The sequence below is a fragment of the Streptomyces sp. NPDC036822 genome, from assembly GCF_055609145.1.
Genome location: NZ_JBVJPY010000001.1, coordinates 802,462 through 818,262 on the forward strand (window position 1 = coordinate 802,462; position 15,801 = coordinate 818,262).

Annotated in this window: 17 protein-coding genes and 2 tRNA genes; 2 read left to right on the forward strand and 17 right to left on the reverse strand. The window is 72.1% G+C overall.

Going from position 1 to position 15,801, the window contains the following annotated elements; genetic code table 11:
- Positions 1–215 precede the first annotated feature (215 nt).
- Positions 216–288 (reverse strand) — tRNA-Ala (locus ACZ68P_RS03715).
- 121 nt (positions 289–409) lie between these two features.
- Here ACZ68P_RS03715 and ACZ68P_RS03720 point away from each other — a divergent pair.
- A complete protein-coding gene (locus tag ACZ68P_RS03720) occupies positions 410–1,627 on the forward strand; it encodes a glycosyltransferase 87 family protein (RefSeq protein WP_471002020.1) in 1,218 nt (405 codons plus the stop codon).
- On the opposite strand, the gene ACZ68P_RS03725 is transcribed toward ACZ68P_RS03720, so the two are convergent.
- The 8 genes from ACZ68P_RS03725 to ACZ68P_RS03760 all read right to left on the reverse strand — a co-directional run bounded on the left by ACZ68P_RS03725 (position 1,596) and on the right by ACZ68P_RS03760 (position 6,275).
- Positions 1,596–1,829: a hypothetical protein gene (locus ACZ68P_RS03725; RefSeq protein WP_137989347.1), complete on the reverse strand. Its 234-nt coding sequence runs from the start codon at positions 1,827–1,829 to the stop codon at positions 1,596–1,598. The two genes, ACZ68P_RS03720 and ACZ68P_RS03725, sit on opposite strands and share 32 nt — an antisense overlap.
- Before the next feature lie 3 nt (positions 1,830–1,832).
- Positions 1,833–2,045 (reverse strand): hypothetical protein, encoded by a 213-nt coding sequence (locus tag ACZ68P_RS03730; RefSeq protein WP_471002023.1) that lies wholly within the window; start codon positions 2,043–2,045, stop codon positions 1,833–1,835.
- Between the two features lie 209 nt (positions 2,046–2,254).
- Positions 2,255–2,327: transfer RNA gene (locus ACZ68P_RS03735), tRNA-Ala, on the reverse strand.
- A gap of 96 nt (positions 2,328–2,423) precedes the next feature.
- Complete coding sequence (locus ACZ68P_RS03740; RefSeq protein WP_471002442.1) at positions 2,424–3,077, reverse strand: histidine phosphatase family protein; 654 nt, start codon at positions 3,075–3,077, stop codon at positions 2,424–2,426.
- Entirely contained in the window at positions 3,074–3,511 is a 438-nt protein-coding gene (gene rsfS / locus ACZ68P_RS03745) for a ribosome silencing factor (protein WP_365719428.1), read from the reverse strand. The genes ACZ68P_RS03740 and rsfS overlap by 4 nt, the downstream gene beginning before the upstream one ends.
- A gap of 102 nt (positions 3,512–3,613) precedes the next feature.
- Positions 3,614–5,395: an LCP family protein gene (locus ACZ68P_RS03750; RefSeq protein WP_471002026.1), complete on the reverse strand. Its 1,782-nt coding sequence runs from the start codon at positions 5,393–5,395 to the stop codon at positions 3,614–3,616.
- Between the two features lie 19 nt (positions 5,396–5,414).
- Entirely contained in the window at positions 5,415–6,035 is a 621-nt protein-coding gene (nadD, locus tag ACZ68P_RS03755; protein ID WP_471002029.1) for a nicotinate-nucleotide adenylyltransferase, read from the reverse strand.
- A 78-nt stretch (positions 6,036–6,113) separates the two neighbouring features.
- Positions 6,114–6,275: a hypothetical protein gene (locus ACZ68P_RS03760; RefSeq protein ID WP_391142595.1), complete on the reverse strand. Its 162-nt coding sequence runs from the start codon at positions 6,273–6,275 to the stop codon at positions 6,114–6,116.
- 207 nt (positions 6,276–6,482) lie between these two features.
- On the opposite strand from ACZ68P_RS03760, the gene ACZ68P_RS03765 reads away from it, so the two are divergent.
- Positions 6,483–7,613 (forward strand): M48 family metallopeptidase, encoded by a 1,131-nt coding sequence (locus ACZ68P_RS03765; RefSeq protein ID WP_471002032.1) that lies wholly within the window; start codon positions 6,483–6,485, stop codon positions 7,611–7,613.
- Positions 7,614–7,940: 327 nt separating this feature from the next.
- Here the strand turns inward: ACZ68P_RS03765 and ACZ68P_RS03770 are convergent, their stop codons facing one another.
- The 8 genes from ACZ68P_RS03770 to rfbA form a co-directional block, all read right to left on the reverse strand.
- Positions 7,941–9,026, reverse strand: a complete 1,086-nt coding sequence (locus ACZ68P_RS03770; RefSeq protein WP_471002035.1) for an SCO2583 family membrane protein — start codon at positions 9,024–9,026, stop codon at positions 7,941–7,943.
- Between the two features lie 86 nt (positions 9,027–9,112).
- Positions 9,113–9,709 (reverse strand): SCO2584 family spore wall biosynthesis protein, encoded by a 597-nt coding sequence (locus ACZ68P_RS03775; RefSeq protein ID WP_471002038.1) that lies wholly within the window; start codon positions 9,707–9,709, stop codon positions 9,113–9,115.
- Positions 9,710–9,845: 136 nt separating this feature from the next.
- Positions 9,846–11,129: a glutamate-5-semialdehyde dehydrogenase gene (locus ACZ68P_RS03780; RefSeq protein WP_471002041.1), complete on the reverse strand. Its 1,284-nt coding sequence runs from the start codon at positions 11,127–11,129 to the stop codon at positions 9,846–9,848.
- Positions 11,130–11,216: 87 nt separating this feature from the next.
- Positions 11,217–11,714, reverse strand: coding sequence for a hypothetical protein (locus ACZ68P_RS03785; RefSeq protein ID WP_471002044.1), 498 nt, complete (start codon positions 11,712–11,714; stop codon positions 11,217–11,219).
- A gap of 179 nt (positions 11,715–11,893) precedes the next feature.
- The gene (gene proB, locus ACZ68P_RS03790; RefSeq protein WP_365719471.1) at positions 11,894–13,000 is read right to left on the reverse strand and encodes a glutamate 5-kinase; all 1,107 of its coding nucleotides are present in this window, start codon (positions 12,998–13,000) and stop codon (positions 11,894–11,896) included.
- A gap of 176 nt (positions 13,001–13,176) precedes the next feature.
- Complete coding sequence (gene galE / locus ACZ68P_RS03795; RefSeq protein WP_471002046.1) at positions 13,177–14,154, reverse strand: UDP-glucose 4-epimerase GalE; 978 nt, start codon at positions 14,152–14,154, stop codon at positions 13,177–13,179.
- A 94-nt stretch (positions 14,155–14,248) separates the two neighbouring features.
- Positions 14,249–14,857, reverse strand: coding sequence for a dTDP-4-dehydrorhamnose 3,5-epimerase (gene rfbC, locus ACZ68P_RS03800; protein WP_471002049.1), 609 nt, complete (start codon positions 14,855–14,857; stop codon positions 14,249–14,251).
- 57 nt (positions 14,858–14,914) lie between these two features.
- On the reverse strand, positions 14,915–15,784 hold the full coding sequence (rfbA, locus tag ACZ68P_RS03805; protein ID WP_471002052.1) for a glucose-1-phosphate thymidylyltransferase RfbA: 870 nt from the start codon (positions 15,782–15,784) through the stop codon (positions 14,915–14,917).
- Between the last annotated feature and the right edge of the window lie 17 nt (positions 15,785–15,801).

The following is a 15,801-nucleotide window of genomic DNA, read 5'->3' on the forward strand; positions in this document are numbered from 1 at the left end:
ACCGGGGCCGACCTGCGGGCCCGGTCCGACCGCCCGGCCCGGGCGCGGCGGGCCGGGGGCCGCGTCTCCCGGCCCTCCCCCCTGCCCTTTGCCGCGTACGTCACATCCCTGCCGCGTACGTCTCGTCCCCGCGCCCGCCCCTGCCGCACGCCCGCCCCCTCGCGGGCACACGAAGAAGCGGGTCATCCTCTATCGGATGACCCGCTTCTCTTCTGTGGAGCTAAGGAGAATTGAACTCCTGACCTCCTGCATGCCATGCAGGCGCTCTACCAACTGAGCTATAGCCCCTTGCGTTCCGCCCCCGCTCCGGGTTTCCCCCGCGGCGACAGACAGAACATTAACCGGCCCCCCGGGGGATCGCCAAATCGTTTCCCGGGCGGTCCGACGGCGGCAGGTAAGGTCCCCCTCTGTGACCGTGTCCGCCCTCGCCCGAGCCCGCGCCCGCCAGTGGCCCCTCGCCACCGCGGCCGCGGTGTGCCTGATCTCCTTCGCCGCCTTCTGGGTGGCCCAGCGCCTCGCCCACGTGAACATGCTCGACGTGATGGTCTACCGGGCCGAGGGGGAGACGGTCCGCGCCGGTGGCGACCTCTACGCGATGCGCGCCACCTCGGCGAACCTCGCCATGACCTATCCGCCCGTCGCGGGGCTGCTGTTCGTCCCGCTGACACTGGTGAGCGTCCCTCTGATGCGGACGCTCACCACCGCCGGGAACCTGCTCCTCGTGATCGCGCTGGTCCAGCTCTCGCTCCAGCTGGTCCGCCCGGTCCAGGCACGCGAGGAGCTGTGGCGCAGGACCCTCTGGGTGGCCGCGGTCGTGGTCTGGTGCGAGCCGGTGTGGACGACGCTGCGGTACGGGCAGATCAACCTGCTGATCGCGGTCGCGGTCCTGTGGGACCTCACCCGGCGGACCGGTCACCGCTGGGCCGGCGTCGGCATCGGCCTCGCCACTGCGGTGAAGCTCACACCCGGACTCTTCGTCGTGCTCCTCCTCGTCACCGGTCTGCTCCTGTGGCGCCGCGAGAGGGGCTGGAACCCGTGGCTGCGCACGGCCGCCACGGCCACGGCGACGTTCCTCGCCGCGACCGCGGTCGGGGCGCTGGCGCTGCCGTCCGACTCGCGGCGCTTCTGGACTGGGACGCTCTTCGAGAGCGGCCGGGTCGGCTTCGCCGAGGAGACCGCCAACCAGTCCCTGCGCGGGGTCCTCGCCCGGCTGATGCACACCGACGACCCGGGGATGTGGTGGGCGGTCGTCGCCGCGGTCCTCGGCGGTGCGGCGATGGTGCTCGCGGTACGGGCGGCGCTGCGCCGGGACAAGGCGTCGGCCGTGGTGGTCTGCGCGGTCACGGCGCTGATGATCAGCCCGATCTCCTGGTCCCATCACTGGGTGTGGTGCGTACCGCTGCTGCTCCTCCTCGCGGAGCGGGTGCGACCGGTGTGGCCGGTCCTGGCGCCCGTGGCGCTCGTCTTCGCCTCGTTCGCGCTGTGGTGGGTGCCCCACGACCCGGGGCGGCCCGAGCTGGACCAGACGCCCGGCCAGATGGTGCTCTCCGCCGTCTATCCGCTGACGATGACGGCGCTGTTCGTGGGCTACGCCGTCAGGCGGTGGCGAAGGAGTAGAACCGCTTGAGGGTGCAGTGCTCGTCGAGGAGCCGGCCGTAGATCGGCTCACCCTCCAGCTCGCGGTAGGTCTCGATCGGGTCGCCCTTTATGATCAGCGCCCGCGCGCACTCCTCGCACCAGTACTGGTACTCGGTGTTGACGGGGTCCATGTCGCGCACGATGGGCGTACCGCTGCCGCACCAGTCGCACTTCCGCCTGTGGGCACCCATCACTCAGCTCCAGCTGTGGCCGCAGGACGTGCACACATAGGACACCCCGCCGCTGTCGCCGAGCACTTGGGCGACCTGCGCGGAACCGCACGAGGGACAGCCGAGCAGGGCCCCGGCGCCGCTGTGGTCGTCGACGGGTTCCGCGGCGCCGGCGGGGTCGTCGACGGGTTCCGTGACGCCATCGACCTCGGCATCCTCGGCACCGCTCGCGACCATCGCAACGCTCCCTCCCGTCCGGGCCGTCGTCCCCCTCCGGCCGTCCGATTCTGCCATGGCCGCGCAAGGGGGTCAGCGACTCCGCGGACTGGCCCCCTCGACGCCCCGAAGATCGTCGCGGCGGCCGGAGCGCCACGGAGACGGGCGGCGGGGGGTCGCGCCGGAAACGACGAATCCCGCCCCCTGGTGGGGACGGGATTCGGTGACTGTGGAGCTAAGGAGAATTGAACTCCTGACCTCCTGCATGCCATGCAGGCGCTCTACCAACTGAGCTATAGCCCCTCGTGTTCTTCGCGCTCCGCGCTGCGAACAAGAAGAACTTTAGCCTGTGACCTGCCGGAAAGTGAAATCCGGTCTCCGGCCGGTTCGGCGACCGGGTCAGTCGTCGTCGCCGAGGACCGGTTCGGGCAGCGTGCCGGCGTTGTGCTCCATGAGACGCCAGCCGCGGGCGCCCTCGCCGAGGACCGACCAGCAGCAGTTGGAGAGTCCGCCGAGGCTTTCCCAGTGCCGCGCCTCCAGGCCGAGGAGGCGGCCGATGGTGGTGCGGATCGTGCCGCCGTGGCTGACGACGACGAGCGTGCCGTCCACGGGCAGCTTGTCGACGTGTTCCAGGACGACCGGTGCGGCCCGGTCGGCCACCTCGGTCTCCAGCTCTCCGCCGCCCCGGCGCACGGGCTCGCCGCGCTTCCAGGCGGCGTACTGCTCGCCGTAGCGCGCCACGATCTCGTCGTGGGTCAGCCCCTGCCACTCCCCCGCGTACGTCTCGCGCAGGGCGGAGTCGTACGCGATCTCGTGGCCGGTCAGGGAGGCGAGCTCCCCCGCGGTGGCCGCCGCCCGCTTGAGGTCGGAGGCGATGATCGCGTCCGGCTTCAGCGAGGCGAGCAGACGGGCGGACCTGCGGGCCTGGGCGACCCCGTCCTGGGTCAGTTCGATGTCCGTGGAGCCCTGGAACCTGCGCTCCAGGTTCCAGGAGGTCTGGCCGTGGCGCCAGAGGACGATCCGGCGGCCCTTGCCGCCCTTGGTGCCGTTCAGCTCAGCTCACCGTCCGCTCCGTCGGCGCCGGTGAGGCGGGCGTGCTCCTCCGCCTTGCCGCGCGTCTTCAGCGCGTCCTCGGGCAGGGGCAGCTCGGGGCAGTCCTTCCACAGCCGCTCCAGGGCGTAGAAGACCCGCTCCTCGCTGTGCTGGACGTGGACGACGATGTCGACGTAGTCCAGCAGGATCCAGCGGGCGTCGCGGTCGCCCTCCCGGCGCACCGGCTTGGCGCCGAGCTCCTTGTTCAGGCGCTCCTCGATCTCGTCGACGATCGACTTGACCTGGCGGTCGTTGGGCGCGGAGGCGACGAGGAAGGCGTCGGTGATCGACAGCACATCACTGACGTCGTAGGCGATGATGTCGTGCGCGAGCCGGTCGGCCGCCGCCTGGGCGGCGGCGTTGACGAGCTCGATGGAGCGATCCGTGGCGGTCACAAGCAGGCTTTCGTCGGCGGTCAGAGACACCTCAAGGGTCTCACGTACCGCCGACAGCCCCGCATCCCCGGCGGCGGGCGGCCGGCCGGCCGCCCGCGCGGGTCATCCGCCCGCGCCGGGGATCTTGTAGTCCTCCCCCAGGACGACGGTGACCTCGGCGTTTCCGGCGGCCTTGTCCTTCTTCACCGCGCCGGCCGGGAGACCCAGGGTCTTGGCGACCTCGACCGCGGTCGCCTTCGCGGCGTCGTCGGCGTAGAGGACCTGCGACTTCTCGACGGTGCCGGTGGTGGAGCCGCCGGCGAAGGAGAAGCCTCCGTTGACCAGGACGATCCGGGCGGCCTCGGTGGCGCCGTCGTCGCCGGTGCCGTTGCGGAGGGCGACGCGGGCCGCCGCGCCCTGCTCGGGAGCGCTGACCTTTCCGCCGAGGATGTCCTTCACCACGCTGTCGGCGGCGCCCTCGCTCAGCGAGCCGTCCTGCTCCACCGGGAGCAGGGCCGTCTTGTGGTCGCCGACCTTGGCGTGCTCGGCCAGCTTGGCGAGCGAGGCGCCGAGGTCCTTCTCGGGCAGCGAGGGGTCGAGGATCTGGGCGAGCGTCTCGACGGTGACCGTGGCGGCCTTCGGGTCGTCGGAGATCTTCCGCAGCACCCCGTACATGACCTGGCCGAAGCGCTGCAGCTGCTTGGCCTCGGCCTCGCCGGGCGCGCGGTGGGTGGCGTAGGCGACGGCGGCGCGGCCGTTGAGTGTCTGGTTCTCGCCCTTGGCGACGAGCGGCGGGTCGCCCTTCTTCGCGGCGGGCACCTCGGCGTCGGTGGTGACCTCGATGTTGCTGACCAGCTCGACCAGGTTCTCCAGGTAGGGCGTGTCGAGCCGCCAGGTTCCGGTGATCCGGGCCCCGAGGAGGTTGCCGATCGCCTCGCGGGTGCCGCTGGAGCCGTCGTCCTCGACGGACTTCCCGAGGGTGGTCGTCGAGCTCTCGTCGTCGGCGATGGCGAGGGAGTTGGGGAGCAGGACGGTCGTGCCCTGTTTGGTCGTGGTGTTGTCCACCAGCAGGGCGGTGGAGGTGCCGCCGCCCTTGGTGTCGTGGAGGTGGACGACGATCGTGTCGCGCTTCTGCGGGCCGGTGGCGTCGTTCCGCGGCTGCCGGTCGCCGGAGGTGCCGGGGAGCTTGCCCGCGGACCAGAGGTAGCCGACACCGCCGACGGCGGCGAGGACGAGGACGACGACCAGGGCGACGAGCCGGTTCCGTCCGCGACGGCGGGCCTCCTCGCGACGCTCCGAACGGCTCTCGGTGAATTTCAGCCAGTCGATGACGTCCTCGGAGTCCTCGTCGGGCTCCTCGATGAACGAGAACTGCTCGGTGCGGTAGTCGCGCTCGTCGCCGTCACGGTCGTCGGCGGGCGCCGGGCGCTGGCCGGGGACGCCGGCGGGGGCGGCCACGGGGGCGGGCTCGGCCCGCACGGCCCACTGCTGCCCGATCTGCTGCTGTCCGGGATGCTGCTGCCGGGCCTGCTGCACGGGCTGGACGTACGGCTCCTGCCCGGTGTCGTAGGACTGCTGCCCGGTGTCATAGGACGGCGACTGCGGGTAGCCGTAACCCTGCCGGCCCTGGCCCTGCTGCGGCTGCTGCCCGTACGGGGGCTGCTGCGCGTACGGGTCGTACTGCTGCGGCACCGGCTGCCCGTAGGCGTCGTAGCCGTAGCCCGGCTGCTGCTGGACGGGCTGCTGGTGCTGGACGTGCTCCTGCTGCTGGGGCTGGGCGTACGGGTCGTACTGCTGCTCTGCCTGCGGCGGGGCCTGCTGGTACACCGGCTGCCCGTACGCGTCGTAGCCGATGATGCGCGGCTGCGGGTAGTACGGGTCGTACGGGTTCTGCTGATCGTTCACCGGGGCCCCTCTCCGAGGCTCACTCGCCGCGGTACAGCTGGCGCTTGTCGATGTAGCGCACGACACCGTCCGGCACCAGATACCAGACCGGGTCACCCTGTGCGACCCTCGCCCGGCAGTCGGTGGAGGAGATCGCGAGCGCGGGGATCTCGACCAGCGAGACCCCGCCCTTGGGCAGGCCGTCGTCGGTGAGGTCGTGGCCCGGGCGGGTGACGCCGATGAAGTGCGCGAGTGAGAACAGTTCCTCGGCGTCCCGCCAGGTGAGGATCTGCGACAGCGCGTCGGCCCCGGTGATGAAGAACAGGTCCGAGTCGCTGTTGAGGGAGCGCAGGTCCCGCAGCGTGTCGATGGTGTACGTCGGTCCGCCGCGGTCGATGTCGATCCGGCTGACCGAGAACTGCGGGTTGGACGCGGTGGCGATGACCGTCATCAGATAACGGTCCTCGGCCGCCGAGACGACCGCGTGACTCTTCTGCCACGGCTGCCCGGTCGGCACGAACACCACCTCGTCGAGGTGGAACAGGGCGGCCACCTCACTGGCGGCCACCAGGTGTCCGTGATGGATCGGGTCGAACGTCCCGCCCATCACGCCGAGTCGGCGCTTGCCGCGACTGCCAGTAGGCACTTCCTGCTCTCCCATGCGTGCAGAGCCTACTGGCACGGCGGCGAACGCCGGATCCGCGGGCCGGATCCCCGGCCCCGGCTCGGCCGGCGCGGATCAGCGGTCGCGGTTGAACCGGGTGGTGATCCAGAGCAGCAGCATGAGCGCACCGAACGCGCCGAAACCGGTGAGGTAGGGGCTGAGGCTTTCGTGGTTGCCGCCGTGCTCGGCGCCCTCGGCGAGCGTGACCAGGTTGGCGGCGGTGCTGTGGAGGCTCATCTTCGGCAGGACCTATCGATCGGGGATGGGAGCGGAGACTTCGCCCACATCGTATGCGGGCGGTCCGGGCACGCTCACGCCGACTCAGTCGTTGGCGCTGTTGTCGTCGGCCGCGGAATCCACAGGCTCGGGCACGGCATGACGACACCCCCTAGGCTGGGCGCCGTCAGGGGGACGAGCAAGGTCTCGTACGAACAGGGGGCATCCATGACAGAGAAGTCCGACAACCATGCCGGCGGCGTGCCGAGCAGGCAGCGCAAGCGCTTCCCCGGCATCTCCTCCCGCGCCTACGAACATCCGGCGGACCGCTCGGCGCTCGTCGCCCTGCGCAGGCTGACCGGCTTCGACACGGTCTTCAAGGCCCTCAGCGGGCTACTGCCGGAGCGCAGCCTGCGACTGCTCTACCTCTCCGACTCCGTGCGGGTGAGCGACGCCCAGTTCGCGCACCTCAACGACATGCTCAGGGACGCCTGTTACATCCTGGACCTGGAGAAGGTCCCGCCGATGTACGTCACCCAGGAGCCGAAGCCGAACGCGATGTGCATCGGCCTGGACGAGCCGATCATCGTGGTCACCACCGGGCTCGTGGAGCTGCTCGACGAGGAGGAGATGCGGGCCGTCGTGGGCCACGAGGTGGGCCACGCCCTCTCCGGGCACTCGGTGTACCGCACGATACTGCTGTTCCTCACCGGCCTGGCGCTGAAGGTGGCCTGGATCCCGCTGGGCAACGTCGCGATCATGGCGATCGTGACGGCGCTGCGGGAGTGGTTCCGCAAGTCGGAGCTGTCGGCGGACCGGGCGGGCCTGCTGGTCGGCCAGGACCTCCAGGCCTCGATGCGCGGCCTGATGAAGATCGCCGGCGGCAACCACCTGCACGAGATGAACGTGGACGCGTTCCTCGCCCAGGCGGACGAGTACGAGAAGGGCGGCGATCTGCGCGACTCCGTGCTGAAGATCCTGAACGTCCTGCCGCGCTCGCACCCCTTCACCACCGTCCGCGCCGCCGAGCTGAAGAAGTGGGCCGAGTCGCGTGACTACCAGCGGATCCTGGACGGGCACTACCCGCGGCGCTCGGAGGACAAGGACACCTCGGTGACCGACTCCTTCCGCGAGTCGGCAGGGCACTACGCCGAATCGGTGCGCACCAGCAAGGACCCGCTGATGAAGCTGGTCGGGGACATCGCCGGGGGCGCGGGCGACCTGGCGGGCGACCTGGGCGGGAAGCTGCGCAACCGCTTCGGCGGCGGCGCCTCGCGGGGCGACGGCCGGGACGACGCGGGTGACGGCGCCACGGACGGCGAGGGCGGCCCGGGCAAGCCCGACCCGAGCGCGGGCTGACGGGACGGTCGCGGCGGCCCTGGCACGGGGCCGCCGACCGGTCCTGACCCGGGCAGGGCGGCGGGCCCGTACCGAGGACGGGCGTCCGGCCCGTACCGAGGGCGGTCAGCGGGCCCGTGCCACGGCAGCCCGGCGGGCCCGTACCGTCCACGGGCGTCCGGCCCCTGCCACGGCAGCCCGGCGGCCCCGTACCGCGACCGGTCGGCGCTGACCGAGAACCCCTTGCCCCGGGCCGGGTGGCGCGCCAGGGCCGCCCCCGGGGCCGTCTGTGAGCCCCTCGAAGCCGAGCACGCCCCCGGAAGCCGGGGAGAGCCCTCGACGCCGCGGTCAGAGCGAGGGCTGGGCGCTCGGTGCCAGGGCTCCGCACAGCGACGCGGCGGCGGGCCGGCCCGTGGCGTAAGGGTCGGTGAGCGCCGGATCGCCGGAGGAGGGCGCCCGCTCGCCCGCGAGGAGCGGCCGCAGGGTCCCGTCGGCCTCGGCGCCGCCGGCGCAGGCCTGCGGGCCCGCCTGCACGACGCTGGTCAGCAGCTCGGCGCGGTGCATGCGCAGGTCTTCGCGGTCGAAGCGCAGCCGCAGCTCGCGATGGACCGTGAAGAGGGAGGCCGGGGCCGTCGGGCCGGCGCCGGAGGCGGCGGGCCGCAGGGCGTAGGTGACGGTGTGGTCGGCGGTCACCTCCAGCACGTCCGTGCTCGTCTCCGCGAAGCGGAGGGTGCCCTGGACGCGGGGCGTCGGGTCGGCCAGGACCACCGTCTCCGGGTCGAACCGCACCACCCAGCCGGAGACCGCGTGCCGGCCGTCGTCCCGCGACCGTGCGACGCTCTCGTCGAACTGCGCCAGCTGGTCCGGGTCGATGAGCAGCCTGGCCGGCCGCACGGTCGCCCCGGCGAGCACGTCCGGCTCCAGCGCGGAGGCCACGAGGTAGTCCTTCGCGATGCTCAGGGCGGTCAGGACCTGGCTCTCCGAGAAGTGGCTGGTCCGTCCGGTGACGGGGAAGGTGATGCCGGCGGCGCCGGTGGCGTGCTGCGCGGCCGGGCTGCGGGCGAGGAGCCGGGCGGGTTCGCCACCGGGCACGGCGCCCTGGGGAGCGAGGGGCACGACGGTGATCCGCAGCGGTTCGGCCCGCTGGTCGGCGGGCGGCATGTAGGGGTTGCGGACGCCGAGGTAGATGGCCGTTCCGAACGCCAGGAGGATCAGCAGCACCAGCATGACCGCCTGACGGGAGCCGTTCCCCGGCGCCCGGCCGGGGCGGCTGCGCACCGCCTGGGCGTGCTCGCCCATGCGTTCCTCGGCGGAGAACTCCTGAAGCCGGGCAGCACGGACGAACGACTCGTCGAAGACGACGGATCGGTACTCGTCCTCTCCACCGCCGGGGTCGGGTACCGGCCCCTCAGGCGGGTCACCATGCCCTGCCATACCTTCAGAGTAGGTCCGACGGGGCTTCCGTAAACGCCGGGAGAATCGCCGATCCCCCGGCTTCCCGGCGGCGGGCCCGTGCCCGGTCAGGGGGCGTGGGTGACGGCGGGCACCGGGGGAGGGGAGTACGCGGCGGAGGCGGAGGGCGCCGTGACGGCGGGAGGCACCGCCCGCGGCTTGTCGATGCCGGTGGTGGCCGGCGCCGGGACCTGGTCGTGGCGGTTGGCCGAAGCGCCGCGGTAGACGGCGGTGAAGGCGAGGGCGACCATACCGACGCCCATCACGAGGGCGAGCACCCAGGCGACCGGGCGGTGCCAGCGGGCGCTGCCGCGGTAGGGGCGCAGGGCGCCGCCGTGGGGTCCGTACGGGCCGAGGTCATCGGGGTCGTCGGGATCCCAGTCCTCGGCGCGGCGCACGGCGTAGGGGTCGTCGGGGTCGTAGTCGTCCCCGCGCCGCTCGTCCGGGGGGCCGCCCGCCCTGGCCCGGGCGGCTTCGGCCTCCGCGCGCGCCTGGGCGGCCGCGAGCAGCCGCTCCACGGCGGTCGGTTCGTGGACGGGGGCGGCCCTGACGAAGTCCTCGTCGAAGACCACGGTGGCGTCGTCCTCGTCCGCGCCCTCGCGGTGGTCTGCGTCCTCGGGGTCCACGCCGTCCGGGAACGGCTTGCCCCCCACGTCGTCCGGCACGTTTTTCAGAGTAGACCCGAGACGTCCCTTTGGGCAGGGAGTATGCGAAGCGTCCCCCGCCGTCCGGCCGACGGGGCGCCCCCGTGCGGCCCTCGCCCGGCGCCGCGAGGGCGGCGCCGAACGGGGGAATCGGGGGTTACCGCGTGTGACCGTCGCCGGTGACGATGTACTTCGTCGAGGTCAGTTCCGGCAGGCCCATCGGGCCGCGGGCGTGCAGCTTCTGCGTCGAGATGCCGATCTCCGCGCCGAAGCCGAACTGGCCACCGTCGGTGAAACGGGTGGAGGCGTTGACGGTGACCGTGGTCGAGTCGACCAGCTGGGTGAAGCGGCGGGCGGCGGCCTGCGAGGTGGTGACGATCGCCTCGGTGTGACCGGAGGACCACAGGCGGATGTGGGAGACGGCCGCGTCCAGCGAGTCGACGACGGCGGCGGCGATGTCGTACGAGAGGTACTCGGTCTCCCAGTCCTCGGTGGTCGCCGGGACGACGGTCGCCTTGGAGCCCTCGGCGTGGGCGAGGACCCGCTCGTCGGCGTGCACGGTGACACCGGCCTCGGCCAGGGCGGCCAGCGCCCGCGGCAGGAAGTCCTCCGCGATGTCCTGGTGGACGAGGAGCGTCTCGGCGGCGTTGCAGACGCTGACCCGCTGGGCCTTCGAGTTGATCAGGATGTCCACGGCCATGTCGAGGTCGGCCTGGGCGTCGACGTAGACGTGGCAGTTGCCGGTGCCCGTCTCGATGACGGGGACGGTGGACTCCTCGACGACCGTACGGATGAGGGAGGCGCCGCCGCGCGGGATCAGGACGTCGACCAGACCGCGGGCCCGCATCAGCTCCCGTACCGAATCGCGGGACTCGCCGGGCACGAGCTGGATCGCGTCGGCGGGCAGCCCGGCGCCGCCGACGGCGTCGCGCAGGACCCTCACGAGGGCGGTGTTCGAGGAGTACGCGGAGGACGAGCCGCGCAGCAGGACGGCGTTGCCGGACTTCAGGCAGAGGGCGGCCGCGTCCACGGTGACGTTCGGGCGGGCTTCGTAGATGATGCCGACGACGCCGAGCGGGACGCGGACCTGGCGCAGGTCGATGCCGTTGGGCAGCGTCGAGCCGCGCACGACCTCGCCGACCGGGTCGGGCAGCGCCGCCACGTCGCGGACGTCGGCGGCGATGGCCCGTACGCGCTCGGGGGTGAGGGTGAGCCGGTCGATGACGGACTCGCTGGTGCCGGCCTCGCGGGCGCGGGCGACGTCCTCGGCGTTGGCCTCGACGATCTCGGCGGTGCGGACCTCGAGCGCGTCCGCGATCGCCAGCAGGGCGTCGTCCTTCGCCGCGCGCGGAAGTGGCGCGATTTCGGCGGCGGCGGAGCGGGCCCGGTAGGCGGCCTGGGCGACCGGGGACAGATTGTCGAGGGGCGTGAGCGAGGTCATGCCCGCAGGGTACTGGCACCTCTGCGGACATCCCTCACGATTCCCGACCTCATCCCGCACTCCGAGACACGTGTCTCGAAACCCCCGTCAGTAGGGGTGCACTCCCACCGGGGCGGCCGGGGGCGGGCCGTAGCCTTCGGCGATCCGCTGGTGGTAGGTCTCACGGTCGATGACCTCCAGGCCGACGATCTCCCAGGGCGGCAGCTTCGCGCTCTGCCGGTGCTCGCCCCACAGCCGCAGCGCGACCGCGGCCGCGTCGTGCAGGTCACGGGCCTCTTCCCAGTAGCGGATCTCCGCGTGATCGTTGGCGTAGCGACTGGTCAGGAGGAAGGGGTGGTCGTGCGCCAGCTGTTCCAGGCCCCGGCGGACCTCCTTCAGCGGGGCCTCGGCACCCGAGACGCTGAGCGTGATGTGCCAGAGCTTGGACACCTCCCGCTCCTCGCCGCGTGTCTCGCGGGTCCTCTTCTCCGGTGCCTGGGCCTCGGTCCCGTTCTCCTCCACGTCGAAGTCGGCTCCGGCCTCGACACTCGTCAGGGCGCGTTCGGCCGTCCCGCGGGGCACTGCCCCTGGGCGCGCTCGTCTCACCGGCGGCCTCCTGTTGTGATGCGTGTGGTGCTGTACCCCGCCTTGTCTTGCCCCCGAGACAAAGTTGACCAGCCCGGGGGCGTACGTGGGGCGGTTTTGGTGAAGGTCTCCACGGGATGACCGGACTTTCGGCCGTTTCGTCGCGGGATCCCCACAGCTTTCGGAGCGGACGGTTCCGGTCAGGGCCGGACGACCACCAGGTCGTCGCGGTGCACGACCTCCCGCTCGTACTCCGGCCCGAGTTCCCTGGCGAGTTCGTGGGTGGACCGGCCGAGCATGCGGGGCATCTCCTTGGCGTCGAAGTTGACCAGGCCGCGGGCGACGGGCCGCCCGGCGGTGTCCCGCAGCTCCACCGGGTCGCCGGCCACGAACTCCCCTTCGACGGCGGCGACCCCGGCGGCCAGGAGGGACTTCTTCCCGTCGACGACGGCGCGTACGGCTCCGTCGTCCAGGGTCAGGGAGCCCTGCGGGGTGGAGGCGTGGGCGAGCCAGAGGAGCCGGTCGGCGGAGCGGCGGCCGGTGCGGTGGAAGTACGTCCCGGTGTCGCGGCCGCTCAGGGCGTCGGCGGCGCGGCTCGCCGAGGTCAGGACGACCGGGATCCCGGCGGCGGCCGCGATCCGGGCCGCCTCGACCTTGGTGACCATGCCGCCGGTTCCGACGCCCGCCTTGCCGGCCGAGCCGATCTCGACGTGCGCGATGTCCGAGGGTCCGGTGACCTCGGCGATCCGTGAGGTGCCGGGCTTGGCCGGGTCGCCGTCGTAGAGCCCGTCGACGTCCGAGAGGAGCACCAGCAGGTCGGCACGGACGAGATGGGCGACGAGGGCCGCGAGCCGGTCGTTGTCGCCGAAGCGGATCTCGTCCGTGGCGACGGTGTCGTTCTCGTTGACGACCGGCAGGGCGCCCATGGCGAGGAGCTGGTCCAGGGTCCGGTAGGCGTTGCGGTAGTGCGCGCGGCGGCTGGTGTCGTCGGTGGTGAGGAGCACCTGGCCGACGCGGACGCCGTAGCGGGCGAAGGAGGCGGTGTAACGGGCGACGAGGAGTCCCTGGCCGACGCTGGCCGCGGCCTGCTGGCGGGCGAGGTCCTTCGGGCGGCGGGTGAGGCCGAGCGGGGCGAGGCCGGCGGCGATGGCTCCGGAGGAGACGAGCACGACCTCCCGCTCACCGCCGCTGCGGACCTTGGCGAGGACGTCGACGAGGGCGTCCACGCGGTCGGCGTCGAGGCCGCCGGACGCGGTGGTCAGGGAGGACGAACCGACCTTGACGACGACCCTGCGGGCTTCCGTCACGTACTGCCTTGCCACTGTCACCTGCGTCGTCCTCACTCGTCTTCGCCCCACCGCGCCGCGCACGTCCCGCCGCGTACCGGGGGCTCGGTCCGCCTCCGGGCCCGCACGCGCGCGGGCTCACCCGACGTACCGCGGCCGCCTGGCAATCTACGCGAGCGGCGACCGCGCCCGCCCGGCTATTCCGCTGGGTGGACGCGGCCCTCCCAGGCCGAGGCGATCATGGAGCGGACGTCATGGCGGGCCTTCCAGCCCAGCTCGGCGCCGATCCGCTCGGCGGAGGCGACGACCTTGGCCGGGTCTCCGGGGCGGCGGTCGACGATCTCGGGTGTCGCGTCGAGACCGGTGATCTCGCCGATGAGGTCGATCATCTCCCGTACCGAGACGCCCTCGCCGCTGCCGATGTTGAAGGTCAGGTCGCCGCCCTGGCCGGCCTCCGCGCGCTCGTCGAGCCGCCGGGCCACGGCGAGGTGGGCGTCGGCGATGTCGGCGACGTGGATGTAGTCGCGGACGCACGTGCCGTCGGGCGTCTCGTAGTCGTCGCCGAAGATCCGGGGCGGCAGCCCGGCGGCGAGCCGCTCGAAGACCATCGGTACGAGATTGAAGACGCCGGTGTCGGCGAGGGCGGGCGCGCCGGCGCCGGCGACGTTGAAGTAGCGCAGACAGGCGGTGGACATGCCGTGGGCGCGGCCCGTGGCGCGGACCAGCCACTCGCCGGCCAGCTTGGTCTCGCCGTACGGGCTCAGCGGCAGGCACGGCGTCTCCTCGGTGACGAGGTCGACGTCGGGCGTGCCGTAGACGGAGGCCGAGGAGGAGAAGACGAAGGCGCGGACTCCGGCGTCGACGGCGGCCGACAGCAGGACCTGAAGGCCCGTCACGTTCTCCTCGTAGTAGAAGAGGGGACGCTCGACGGACTCGCCGACGGCCTTCTTCGCGGCGAGGTGGACGATGCCGTGGACACCGTGCTCGCGCAGGACGCGGTCGAGGAAGGGGCGGTCGAGGACGGTGCCCCGCTCCAGCGGCACGCCGTCGGGGACCCGGGCGGCGTCGCCGCCGCTGAGATCGTCCACGACGACGACCCGCTCGCCCGCCTCGGTCATGGACGCGATGACATGGGAACCGATGTAACCGGCGCCGCCGGTGATGAGCCAGGTCATCCGGGCAGCCTAACCCGTACGCGAACGGCCCGGCGGCCCCTCGCGGGGCTGCCGGGCCGTCACCGTACGGCTGTACGACCGGTCGTGCGCCGGTTCAGTCGCCGGGGGTGGCGAGCGAGCGGCGGAACGCCAGGCAGTCGTCGTAGACCGGCAGGATGCCCGCCTCGCGCGCCTCGGCGAGCGTGGGCCCCTGCGCGTCCTTGGGGGACAGCTCGGGCTCGCCGGTCACCGGCCACTCGATGCCGATCGCCGGGTCGAGGGGGTACACGGTCCGCTCGCGCTCGGGGGCGTACCCCTCGGAGCAGAGGTAGGCGACGGTCGCGTCGTCCGTGAGCGCGCAGAAGCCGTGGCCGAGGCCCTCGGAGAGGTAGACGGCGTTGCGCTCCTGCTCGTCGAGGCGCACGGCCTCCCACTGACCGAAGGTCGGCGAGCCGACCCGCACGTCGACGATGACGTCGAGCACGGCACCGCGCACGCAGGTCACGTACTTGGCCTGGCCGGGCGGGACGTCGGCGAAGTGGATGCCGCGCAGGACGCCGGCCGCCGAGACCGACATGTTGGCCTGCTTCAGACCGAGCGGGTGGCCGACGGCCTCGGCGAGCCGGTCCGCCTTGTACCACTCGAGGAAGAGCCCACGGGCGTCGCCGTGCTGCTGCGGTACGAATTCCCAGGCACCCTCGATGCCAAGGGGATTGACCTTCATTGCGGAGTCCTTATATCGGTGCGATATCAGTGCGGTGACGCCTCGAATACGGAGCGGCTATGCCTCGTACTTGAGAAGATTCAGCAGATAGTCGCCGTAACCGCTCTTGGTCAGCGGCTCCGCGAGGGCGCGCAGCTGATCGTCGTCGATGAATCCGGCCCGCCAGGCGGCCTCTTCGAGGCAGCCGATCTTCATGCCCTGGCGCTCCTCGACGACGCGCACGTACTCGGACGCCTGGACGAGGGACTGGAAGGTTCCGGTGTCCAGCCAGACGGTGCCCCGGTCGAGGACGGAGACCTGGAGCTCCTCGCGCTCGAGGTAGTACTTGTTGACGTCCGTGATCTCCAGCTCGCCCCGGGCGCTCGGCTTGAGGCCCTTGGCGACCTCCACGACACGGCTGTCGTAGAAGTAGAGGCCGGGGACGGCGTAGCGGGACTTCGGGTTCGCGGGCTTCTCCTCGATGGAGCGGGCACGGCCCTGCTCGTCGAAGTCGACCACGCCGTAGGCGGTGGGGTCGGAGACGGCGTGGGCGAAGACCACACCGCCTTCGGGCCGCTGGAAGTCGGCCAGCTGCCGGCCGAGGCCGACGCCGTGGAAGATGTTGTCGCCGAGGATGAGCGCGACGGGCTCGTCGCCGATGAACTCCTCGCCGATGACGAACGCCTCGGCGATGCCGGCCGGGCGCTCCTGCGTGGCGAACTGGATGTTCAGACCCCAGTCCGAACCGTCGCCGAGCAGCCGCTCGAACTGCGGGCGCTCCTCGGGGCCGGTGATGACCAGGATGTCCCGCAGGCCGGCCATCACGAGGGTCGACAGCGGGTAGTAGATCATCGGCTTGTCGAAGACCGGCATCAGCTGCTTCGACACGGCACGGGTGATCGGCCAGAGCCGGGAGCCGGTACCACCGGCAAGCAAAATTCCACGCATGGTCCCGCAGCCTACGA

What these genes read in the sequence shown, in the direction of transcription:
- ACZ68P_RS03725 (WP_137989347.1), bottom strand. Translation starts at nt 1,829, where the DNA reads ATGGGTGCCCACAGGCGGAAGTGCGACTGGTGCGGCAGCGGTACGCCC.
- ACZ68P_RS03730 (WP_471002023.1), bottom strand. Translation starts at nt 2,045, where the DNA reads ATGGTCGCGAGCGGTGCCGAGGATGCCGAGGTCGATGGCGTCACGGAA.
- nadD (WP_471002029.1), bottom strand. Translation starts at nt 6,035, where the DNA reads ATGGGAGAGCAGGAAGTGCCTACTGGCAGTCGCGGCAAGCGCCGACTC.
- ACZ68P_RS03760 (WP_391142595.1), bottom strand. Translation starts at nt 6,275, where the DNA reads ATGAGCCTCCACAGCACCGCCGCCAACCTGGTCACGCTCGCCGAGGGC.
- ACZ68P_RS03765 (WP_471002032.1), top strand. Translation starts at nt 6,483, where the DNA reads ATGACAGAGAAGTCCGACAACCATGCCGGCGGCGTGCCGAGCAGGCAG.
- ACZ68P_RS03770 (WP_471002035.1), bottom strand. Translation starts at nt 9,026, where the DNA reads ATGGCAGGGCATGGTGACCCGCCTGAGGGGCCGGTACCCGACCCCGGC.
- ACZ68P_RS03780 (WP_471002041.1), bottom strand. Translation starts at nt 11,129, where the DNA reads ATGACCTCGCTCACGCCCCTCGACAATCTGTCCCCGGTCGCCCAGGCC.
- galE (WP_471002046.1), bottom strand. Translation starts at nt 14,154, where the DNA reads ATGACCTGGCTCATCACCGGCGGCGCCGGTTACATCGGTTCCCATGTC.
- rfbC (WP_471002049.1), bottom strand. Translation starts at nt 14,857, where the DNA reads ATGAAGGTCAATCCCCTTGGCATCGAGGGTGCCTGGGAATTCGTACCG.
- rfbA (WP_471002052.1), bottom strand. Translation starts at nt 15,784, where the DNA reads ATGCGTGGAATTTTGCTTGCCGGTGGTACCGGCTCCCGGCTCTGGCCG.